The sequence below is a fragment of the Pedobacter sp. R20-19 genome, assembly GCF_000708265.2.
Classification (GTDB): Bacteria; Bacteroidota; Bacteroidia; order Sphingobacteriales; family Sphingobacteriaceae; genus Pedobacter.
In genome coordinates this window covers 328,216-338,761 of the sequence record NZ_JCKI01000006.1, presented here as the reverse complement: position 1 = coordinate 338,761, position 10,546 = coordinate 328,216, and the positions used below count along the sequence as shown (strand labels likewise).

Genomic DNA, 10,546 nt, shown 5'->3' with positions numbered 1-10,546 from the left:
AATCGGACAGACCAAATGATAAAGCAGCAAACTTTTGTTATGACTCTTGTGAATATGATCACTCATAAACAAAAATACTTATTTTATCACCCAACCCGATGAAAACTCTTTGTTTTCAAACTTTCAGCTGTGACCGCCGAAGCAGAGCTTCGGGGTATTTTTTGAATAAACACTTAACTAATATTTAAATTGGTACAAGCTTTTAAGATTTGCTAAGTTTTTCACCTGAATGATTTAAAGTTCCCTTTTGTAAGATTGTATTGATCAACTTAAAGTTCTGACTGTTCATCTTTTTATCGAAAGATAAAAAATTCAAATATTTAATCGGTGATCATAGATTAAATTGTAAAACTATTTTTGAAAAATATATTCATATAACGTTAAATGAGTTAAGAGTTGTATATCTCCTTGCCAAGAACAGAAGTGCTCTTCATTAATTCTATCCATTAGCACCATTATTCCATTATTTTTCTCAATTATCTTTGTTATCCTAAATATATACTGTTGATTAGTAGTTTTTATATTTGCTAACCGAATTTCTTTGCCAATAAACTTTGATAACAAATTATCATACCGTTTATCGAAGTACAGCATTTTTTTAGGAACATTAACTATCTTTCCGGGAATGAATATTGGATAACTAACACTTTTAGAGGATAAGACTAGTGCCACGACTATAAAAGTAAGCAGGTATACACCCCACTTCGTTACAAAAGATGGCTTCTTCTTTAGTATTTTTTGAAATTCCAGACTTCTTTTGAAAGTTTCCATATCAATAACCGAGCTCGAGCTGATTTCTGACCAAATTATAATACTGACCTTTAAGATTGACTAGTTCTTTATGGCTTCCCTGTTCAACGATTTCTCCTTTATCGAGAACAAGTATCTGATGTGCGTTTTTTACGGTACTGAGTCGATGAGCGATTACCACAACGGTACGTCCCTTAAAATATTCGTTAAGATTTTCCATAATGACTTTTTCATTGTTAGCATCTAAAGAACTTGTAGCCTCATCAAAGAATAGAAATTTAGGATTTTGATAAACCGCTCTGGCAATCAATATACGCTGTTTTTGTCCCAAGCTAATGTTACTGCCTGCATTTCCAATAACAGTTTTATACTTGAGGGGTAGGAGTTCTATGTAGTCTTGAATATTTGCCATCCTCACAGCAATTTTAAGTCTATCTTGATCAATATTACTTTCTCCAAGGGCAATATTATTTTCTATGGTTGTAGAAAAGATATAACCATCCTGCATAACCACCCCGCATCTCTTCCTCCACTTACCGGCATATAGAGCATTGAAATTTTTTTCGCCTATTTTTATTTCCCCTTTATCAAGTTTATAAAATTTCAGTAGAATCTTCATCAATGTTGTTTTTCCGCTTCCACTTGTCCCTACAATAGCAGTAATCTTACCTTCTGGGATGTGTAGCGACAGGTTATTAAGGACAACTACATTTGTTCCATCATATTTGAAAGACGCATTTGAGACAATAATATCAGCAGAATTAGCTCCATGATCCAAATGTGTATCAATATACTCATAAACAGAGGCGTCCTCATCATCTCTGTTGTTTATTTCATTAAGCCTATCTAAGCTGATTTTCGCATCTTGAACTGAACCAACAAAAGAAATAAGCTGAGATATCGGAGCATTCATTTGGCCGATAATATAGGAAATGCTGAGCATTTCGCCGAGCGAAAGTGTGCCATAAATAACTGCCCTGGCGGCAATAAAGGTAATTGCTATGTTTTTAAGTTGCGTAAAAAAGCCATTTCCTATCGTCTGGTATTGCTCGAGTTGAAGTCCTTTTGAGGTTAATGAAAACAATCTGACCTGGATATCTTCCCATCTCCAACGCATCGCATCTTCCGCATTATGAAGTTTAATTTCAGACATTCCCGAAACGAGTTCAAGTATATTGTTACTATTTTCAGAGGCAATATCGAATTTACTATAGTCTAATGATGCTCTTCTTTTCATGAACAACAGTATCCAACTAACAGAGAAAATACTGCCGGAAAAAAAAATGAGGAAGATCTTTAAACTGTATGAAGCTAAGAGAATAGAAAATAGTGTAAAATTACCCAGTGCAAAAAAAGCCTCCAATGTAGAAACGGTAAGAAAACGTTGTATCCTGTTATTATCGTTTAACCTTTGGATAATATCTGTTATTAACTTCACATCAAAATATTTCATAGGTAATTTCATCATCTTGATGATGAAATCAGAGGTAAGTGTAATACTTACCCTACTATTAACAAAAAGCAATATCCAGCTTTTAAGTAGCTCTAAAACAGTAGAACCAAAAAAAACAAATAGTTGGGCGATAAGGATAACGAAGATAAAATTAACATCTGAAAAAGCTATCCCAGTGTCTACAATCCGTTGATTAAGAATAGGAAACAGCAAATTAAGGACAGATCCCAGAATCATACACACTACAAGTGCAAAGAGGTTATTCTTATAATCTTTAACATAACTGATTATAAACTGGAGACCTTTTTTTTTCTGAGTTTTGTTATTGCTGACAGCTAATTCCATCACATTAAAATTTTCATTCTTTTCTAGCAAAAGGACTATCCCTTTTTTTGAATCTGATCCTGCCGTCCAGTTTCGCATTATCGTTTCTTGTGAAAGGCTGATTATCCCATAGGCAGGATCTGCTACAACAAATCTTTCGTAACAGAAGTCAATCTTCAACAGTTTTATGACAAAATGGATACGCCTGATTTTCTTCAGAACAACAAAATGATTCTGACGCCAAAAAAGTATACTTGGGGGAGCGGTATTGTTAACCAATTGATCAATACTGATTTCTGTTGCAACAGCATTCATACCTAAAGAAAGTGCGGCCTCCTTTAACCCACCGAGATTTACACCCTGACGAGTATTATTACATAGTTCTCTTAAATATTCAAGGGAAACTTTTTTTCCGTAAAAATTGCAAATCATCTTTAAGCACGTAGGACCACAGTCCATCATGTCGAGCTGCCTGAAAAATCTGAACCGTTTTTTTAACATACTCCATCACCATTTTGGAAAATCTGGAAAGTATTATTTCCTGCTTCTACCAATCGATCGGTTATAAACATACAATACCTTAATTCAGAATCCCTGATATCTTCTATAAGATCAGGTTTTGCTTTCCAAAGACGTTGGAAAGATTCTGTTGAAATAATCTCAGTAAGCTGATTATGATTTACATTACCGAAGGAATTAGGATGAAGCAAGCAGTTTTTAATATGTCCAAACTTATTTATAGCTACTTTCCCATTATAATAAGGGTTTGCATTAAGTGCTTCATAGAAAAAGTTCATATTTACGAAATACTTGTTTTTGGGATATGGTTTATAAAACAGTGTCTTACTGATGTCTTCATGGGTTAAGATGATCCGATTATCAGCCGAGCTTTGCGATAAAGATTCGGAACCATAAACAATCAATTGCCCAAGTTTGTTATATCGCGTCATCAAGGATTCCAATTCATTGATCTTCATACCTATATTGTATCTGACCAAAAGGCAAATATAGCGTGTAGTAGTACCTTCACAATAGCCTAATACTTTATGCATGTGTTCTATTGATACATTGTTATCATCAAAACGAAGTTCGATCTGCTTGCAGTTCATCTGATCTAGATTGTCAAATAAGGCTAAGATATCATACCCTTGAGGTTCACCATATTCTATTACAGCATTTGAAATAACAGATGGTTTATAATAATGATCTTCTATTTGCGGAAAATCTTTTGGAGTATCGGTAATGAAGGCCCAATTGTGTTCCAATAGAAAGGTAAGATACTCTTCAAAGGTTTCTCTACAATGATGATAACTTTTCCTAATACTTGAAACAGGTTCAAGTTGTAATTCTTTTATCAACTCATACATCGCATTTGGAATGAGCTTTATAAATCCAAGCGACAGATTATAAAGCGCACTCCGTTCTTTCCCTAAAACTGGAACACAATCGGCATATATTCTGAGATAATGATTGTTAGAATTGTTGGGTATCATTGATAATGGGAATGTCAAGGTAAATATTGGAAATTGGTTTCTCTATGTCGAAGGTCAAATAGGCATCTGCACCATGCCTTTTGCTCTGACTATATTTGGCGCCAATGCGGAGTTCAGGGACATGATCGGTTGACATTTTGGTTAGAAACCGATAGCCAAGTGGTAATTTTTTTATAGTCTCGGCTGAAAAAATTATTTCTTTGTTATCTTGTATGTTCATAAATGATATCTTTAGATTTTATCCATTCCGCAATTTTTTTTTCAATAAAATAATTATTCCTGTATGAACCTGCACCATACTGACCTACAGGATTAACCTCAATAAAATAATATACTCCATCTTTGTCTTTAATTATGTCGATAGACCCCGTATTTAGGCCTACTTGGAACAGGGTTAGATGGAGTTTTTCTTTAATATCGTTCGGGAGTATATAGGGCACCCAATGTGTAGTATCCAGTGATGCACTCTCTTTAATATCTATACTTTCTGACTGACCTGAGAGGAGCACCGCAGAAGAATAAAATTCTCCATCGAGATAGAAACTCCTTATTTCAAAATCGGCAACAATCCTCTCCTGAAATAAAGTCAGACCAAACTCTTCTGGTAAATGCTCAAGGTCTTTTTTTGAAATCCCTTTTACGTACATAAAATGAGTGTGCTCTTTTGTTATGAAATAAGATGAGTGATTAACAGGTTTAAAAATGACTCCGTTTGGACATCGCTCAAGGAAGCTTCCTAGTTCTTTCCTTCTATTTACTACAACTGATGCGGGAACATTCATCCCATTTGATTTTGCGATGCTCAATAATTCAAGTTTGTTTACCTGAAGAACATGTGGTTTTGGCATCCAGGTTTTTTCGCGCAGTAAAAAAAAGAAATATTCAGCAAGGTATTTGGCCTCCTGTCCGAGTTCATTATTAAGTTGACGAAAAAAAAACTCATCTTCCCCAACATGTTCAACACTTTGGAAAAGTCTTCTATAGCAGATCACATTTACTTCTTTCACCAAATCGATATCGCCATAATAAACCGCTCCCAAGTCCATATTAAACTTTAGCCTCGAAGTGGAACTTACAAAATCATCAATAGTTAGTTTTAAAAATCTTACATTAAAATGTATCAGCCAGTCAATTATAGGATCAGTTCCCTGTTCAAATTTTTTAAAAGAGAGTATTAGTACCATAGTTATATATCAACCTACCTGAAAATTCAAGCAGGTTGATTTTTAATTTTTACTAGTCGTTATTTGAACTCGTATCGTAGTTGTTTGATGTATCATGATTGTTCGAATTATCATGATCATTCGAATTATCATGATCTTTTGATGCAAGTGCTGCTAAAGTACCTCCATAAGTAGACATTAACAATGTTTCTTCATTCATTGACTCGAACTGGTTCAAGCTTAAAAGTTCTTTTTTCATTTTTTTTCTTTAGATTTTTATTGCTTACTCTGCTAGGTTTTCAGCTTCCCCTATACACGGCCTATGTAGTTTCTTATTTAAAAATTACTGCTTTATCCTTTGACTCTCTTGTTTGTTTCCCTTTTCGCGTTTGCGTTCTTCAAACGGTTTACCTTTAAAAAAACGATATGATACAGAAAGGCTGATCTGCCTACTATCCTGTTTGAAGTGTGATGTTGTGTTTTGGTTGAGAAAATTAATGAGCGTATTTTCTTGGTTGGTGTAAAAAATATCGCTTCCTCTGAGTGAGATAGAGGCATTGTCTTTTAAAAACGACTTGCTTGCTCCTACGGAAACGCTACTTTTATGTTTAATCAACTCGACGCCTGAGGTATGGGGAGAAACATAGAATCCAGAAATATCAAGATTAATACCATGTGGCAGTTTGATGCTGTTATATATATTGATATCTATAGAACTCTGGCTCGAACGGAATCCGTTTCCAGAAGTGAGTACGGTGGTATACCTGTTCAAATAATAAGATAAATTGATATTGGACGAAAACCATTTCGCAAAAGTAATGGGTATAGTCAGCCCGATATTATAGTTTAGAAACCGATTGAGGTTCTGGTATTCAACTGCCGTTATCTTGGACTGATCGTTTTGTACCGGAACGGTAGCATATGCATTATTGGTTTTTGCAGCAGAAACCGTAAGGTAGTATTTGTTTAGGAGCATATAGCTTAGTTCTACTGTATGAGAATACATCGGACTTAGGTATGGATTTCCCTTTGAGAAATTATATCTATCCGTATAGATAATAAAAGGATTAAGATCTGAATAATTTGGTCTATTGATACGCCTATTGTAGGAAACATTCAATTGATTCTTTTCGTTGATATTATGTTGAATGGCAATCGTTGGAAAAAGATCAGTATAGTTTTTGGTGATATCTGATTCTCCATTGTTAAGAATTCCCCTAGTATGTGTATTTTCAAGACGCAGCCCTGCATTGAAATTCCATCTTTTTCCTTCCTCTCTCGTCCAGGAAACATAGGCAGCGGTGACCTTTTCGTTATAACTAAAAATATTACTGTTGTTTACTGTTGAAATGGTACTATAGGATATGCTATTATCTGTTCCAACCTTACTGTATTTCGATCCAAATTCAAGATAGTCCTTGTTTTTGAGTAAAGCCTTATAGTCACCCCTTACGGTGAGTATACGGATATTAGTGGGGCTATTATAGTTGATCAGGAAAGAAAGCCCTGGTGCGGATGATAAATGGTCAAAGGTGGTAGAACTGCTCTGGTACTCCATAAGATCCCTATTCAGGTTATAATCAACATTAAATTTAAAGCTTGACCCTGAAGTATCTGTTAGCAAAGTATAATTCAAATTTGTATTCAGGTCATTAATCTTTTTCAGCAATTCGCTTCCAATAATGGTAAGAGAATCGGGAGACGATGAAAGATTTTTGTAGATATAGGTGGATGATGGTGAACGGTCGTTATTGTTATTATGGCCCGCATCAACCATTAAGCCAATTATATTTTTCTTGCCAATATAAAAATCTGAACCTGCGTTAATAAAATTCTGTCTGGTTGTAGACCTCCCAAATGTCTTGGAAAAATAACGGTAACTGTTTACGTTATCCAAAAAATTTCGTTCTCTCTCTTCATCAGCCAGATAGTTACTTTTATTATGGCTATAATTAATAAAAGTATTCACGACACCTGTTTTATAGCTTATATTTATACCTGCTGTACCATTACCATAAATTCCCTGTGTATAATCCGTGTAAATATCGGTACTGAGACCAAACTGTCTGTTCTTTTTAAGTTTGATGTTAATCAGTCCTGCGGTTCCTTGTGCATCATATTTTGCCGATGGTGAAGTGATCAGCTCTATAAGGTCAATATTGTTAGATGGGGTTGATTTAAGAAAGGCTGCAAGCTGCTCCCTTGTCATTTTAAGCAGTCTACCATTTACCATAAAACTAAGTCCGTTTTTACCGTTAAGTTGTATATTTCCTCCAGTACCTATTACAACACCCGGCAATAGCTGTAGCACATTATTAAGCGTGTTTCCTTTTGCTATTTCGCTTGTTCCTACATTAAAAACCATCCGGTCTATTTTTCTTTCGAACATTGGCGCTTTTCCATTAACTACAACATCGTTTAAGGCAAGTACTTTTTCTCCGAGTATAATTTCTGTTTGTGTATCATTGGTTAATGTGATTTTTTTCTCACTGTTGATAAAATTTAATGATGAAACCAACAAAGTGTAACTTCCTGTAGGTAAATCTAGCATTTTAAATCTGCCATTTTCGTCGCTGCCCGAAGTTCTTACAATAACAGAATCACTCGTCAAAAGACTAACCTTTGCACCCGCTACCCCAACATTTGCTACATCACTGATTTTCCCTTTCAATATTACCTTTTTTTCTTGAGCATTTACACGAAGAAATCCTACCAAACAGATAATGATGAGCAAATACTTTAACGAAATACGGGTTACAGGCAGCTTAAGCATATTTTAAATTGGGAATTTTATCTTATTAAAGTCGATAAATGGGAAAGGATTTTTCATCATGCTCAAAACCTAAGTTTAAATCTATCAAAGAAATACATAATAAAATCGTGGTGGTTTTACAATACTAATTAAGTCACTATTATCAATTGCCGATATCAAAAATCTGTGTATATAAAGAAATCCATTGATATACTCAGGTCATCACTTGTTGAGGTATCATGTTTCTTTGATTCATAATGATTGTGTGATGAATCATAGGATTCTGAATTAGCAAGTTTTCTTACATAAACTGTAGAAATTAATTTTTCTCCCACTAATACTTCAATCCCACAAAATGATTATATATTTTTCATATTTAATTAATTACCTCAAAATTGTATTTAAAAAAAATAAAATAAAATTTTCTGCACCAACTACCATCTAATCGACATGAACAACCATCCAGATCACATAAATGACCATTTTTATATTTCAAGTTTTTTGGCACTTGGAAATATGTAACATAACTATTACTTTAGTCTAAATTATTCCAAAATAGAATAATTAGTTACTATAAATATTTAGGAAAATGTATACTTGCATTGCTATTGATGATGAATCTTTTGCTTTAGAAATTATTACAGATTATATTGCTGCACAGCCAAAGTTAAAATTGCTGAAATCATACAGTGTTGTTGAAAATGCGCTTAAAGAAATCGAAAACCTTAGAAAACCGGTTGATATAATTTTTCTTGATATTGAAATGCCAAGCATAAATGGCCTAGAACTAGCTAAACTGATCAAGCACAAAACCAATAAACTGGTATTTACCACCGCCCATGCTGCTTATGCCATAAATGCTTATGAGTTGGAAGCAGATGCTTTTTTGTTAAAACCATTTTCACAGGCAAAGTTCGATCAAATCATAAAAAAAATATTTTCCACAACAACTTCAACTCAAACCAACAAAACTGAAGATTTTATATTATTAAAGAGTATCGAACAAAGAAACAGGTTTGTTAAAATAAAGCTGGACCAAATTTATGCTATAGAAGCCCAAGAACGCGTAATCAAAGTTCATTTAGAACAGGAAACCATTCTTTCCAATTCAAGTTTTGCCGAAGCTTTAGCTTTATTATCTTCAGAAAAAGGTTTTTCCCAGGTACATCGGTCATTTATTGTTGGGGATAATCAGGTAAAAACATTGGAAAGATCTTATATCATCTTGAACAATGATATCAGAATCAATATCGGGAGGAAGTACCTTTATTTTTATCATAAGATGACGAATAAGAATTAGAATCACGCCTTTTCCGTACTTTTGTGCTATGCTTACCCAACGTCAATTATTTTTACAACACAATGCACAAACCTCTCCCGAACCACTTATGCTCGAATTTGTAAGGGCTAAGGGCGTTTACATCTATGATTCATCAGACAAAAAACATTTAGATCTTATAGCCGGTATCGGCGTAAGCAACGTTGGCCATTGCCATCCGGCAGTTGTTAAGGCCATACAAGAACAGGCCGAAACTTACATGCATTTAATGGTTTATGGCGAATATGTGCAAACACCTCAGGTAAACTTTGCAAAAGCCCTGGCTGATATTTTACCAGAAAGTTTAAGCTGCACTTACTTCTTAAATTCGGGCACCGAAGCCGTTGAAGGTGCCATGAAACTGGCGAAACGTTATACAGGAAGAAAAGGTTTCATTGCCTGTAAAAATGCCTATCACGGGAGTACGCAAGGTGCAGAAAGTTTGATGGAAAGCGATTTTTATTCGTCAGGTTATGGTCCGTTTTTACCTCATGTGAGTTTTATTCAACATAATGATACTGCTGACTTAAATAAAATTACGGATGAAATTGCAGCTGTTTTTATTGAACCGATTCAGGGTGAAGCCGGAATTAGGGTAGCAGACCTGGCTTATATGCAAGCCTTAAAAGCAAAATGCCAGGAAACGGGAACACTCTTAATTTTCGATGAAATACAATCAGGTTTTGGGCGAAGTGGTAAGATGTTTGCCTTCGAGCATTATAATATAGTACCAGACGTTCTGCTACTGGCGAAGGGAATTGGTGGCGGAATGCCCATCGGTGCTTTCATCAGTTCGCTTGAAATTATGTCCGTTCTATCGCATACCCCAATCTTGGGCCACATGACCACTTTTGGTGGTCATCCGGTTTGTTGCGCAGCCGGTTTAGCCACCTTGAGAACTTTGGTGGATAATAAGATTGTGGATGAAGTGGAAGAAAAAGGGCAACTCTTTAAGTCGCTTTTAAAACATCCTGCAATTAAAGAAATCAGAGGGAAAGGCTTGATGCTGGCTGTTGAATTTGAAAATTTTGAGATCAACAAGAAAATCATTGATGCCTGTATCTTAGATGGTGTACTGTCAGATTGGTTTTTGCATTGCAGCAATTCCATGCGTATTGCTCCTCCCCTCATTATCACTAAAACAGAAATTGAGGAGGCCTGCAACATTATCCTGAAAAATATTAACTTAGTTGTTGAAGGGAAGCTGAAAGACTAGAGCAGAAAGAATAAAGCGGAAAGATTAAAGCTGAAAGACTAAAGCAAAGTGACATACTAAAGATTAAAAGCTCAAAG

8 protein-coding genes are annotated in these 10,546 nt (G+C 34.9%); 2 read left to right on the top strand and 6 right to left on the bottom strand.

Annotated features, from left to right (window positions below; translation table 11 throughout):
• Positions 1 to 772: 772 nt before the first annotated feature.
• The 6 genes from AN34_RS15430 to AN34_RS15410 all read right to left on the bottom strand — a co-directional run bounded on the left by AN34_RS15430 (position 773) and on the right by AN34_RS15410 (position 7,956).
• Positions 773 to 3,028 (bottom strand): peptidase domain-containing ABC transporter, encoded by a 2,256-nt coding sequence (locus tag AN34_RS15430; protein ID WP_029286859.1) that lies wholly within the window; start codon positions 3,026 to 3,028, stop codon positions 773 to 775.
• Positions 3,022 to 4,020, bottom strand: a complete 999-nt coding sequence (locus AN34_RS15425; protein WP_029286858.1) for a hypothetical protein — start codon at positions 4,018 to 4,020, stop codon at positions 3,022 to 3,024. Before AN34_RS15425 ends, AN34_RS15430 begins: the two co-directional genes overlap by 7 nt.
• Complete coding sequence (locus AN34_RS15420; RefSeq protein ID WP_029286857.1) at positions 4,001 to 4,240, bottom strand: hypothetical protein; 240 nt, start codon at positions 4,238 to 4,240, stop codon at positions 4,001 to 4,003. The genes AN34_RS15425 and AN34_RS15420 overlap by 20 nt, the downstream gene beginning before the upstream one ends.
• Positions 4,224 to 5,204: a hypothetical protein gene (locus tag AN34_RS15415; RefSeq protein ID WP_029286856.1), complete on the bottom strand. Its 981-nt coding sequence runs from the start codon at positions 5,202 to 5,204 to the stop codon at positions 4,224 to 4,226. The genes AN34_RS15420 and AN34_RS15415 overlap by 17 nt, the downstream gene beginning before the upstream one ends.
• 52 nt (positions 5,205 to 5,256) lie before the next feature.
• Positions 5,257 to 5,442 carry a hypothetical protein gene (locus AN34_RS21705; RefSeq protein ID WP_157263325.1) on the bottom strand — a complete coding sequence of 62 codons (186 nt, stop codon included), beginning with the start codon at positions 5,440 to 5,442 and terminating at the stop codon, positions 5,257 to 5,259.
• A gap of 84 nt (positions 5,443 to 5,526) precedes the next feature.
• Entirely contained in the window at positions 5,527 to 7,956 is a 2,430-nt protein-coding gene (locus AN34_RS15410) for an outer membrane beta-barrel protein (RefSeq protein WP_029286855.1), read from the bottom strand.
• 568 nt (positions 7,957 to 8,524) lie between these two features.
• Between AN34_RS15410 and AN34_RS15405 the strand changes: the two genes are divergently transcribed.
• Positions 8,525 to 9,235 (top strand): LytTR family DNA-binding domain-containing protein, encoded by a 711-nt coding sequence (locus AN34_RS15405; protein ID WP_051666633.1) that lies wholly within the window; start codon positions 8,525 to 8,527, stop codon positions 9,233 to 9,235.
• Between the two features lie 28 nt (positions 9,236 to 9,263).
• Positions 9,264 to 10,469, top strand: coding sequence for an aspartate aminotransferase family protein (locus tag AN34_RS15400; RefSeq protein ID WP_029286853.1), 1,206 nt, complete (start codon positions 9,264 to 9,266; stop codon positions 10,467 to 10,469).
• Positions 10,470 to 10,546 lie beyond the last annotated feature (77 nt).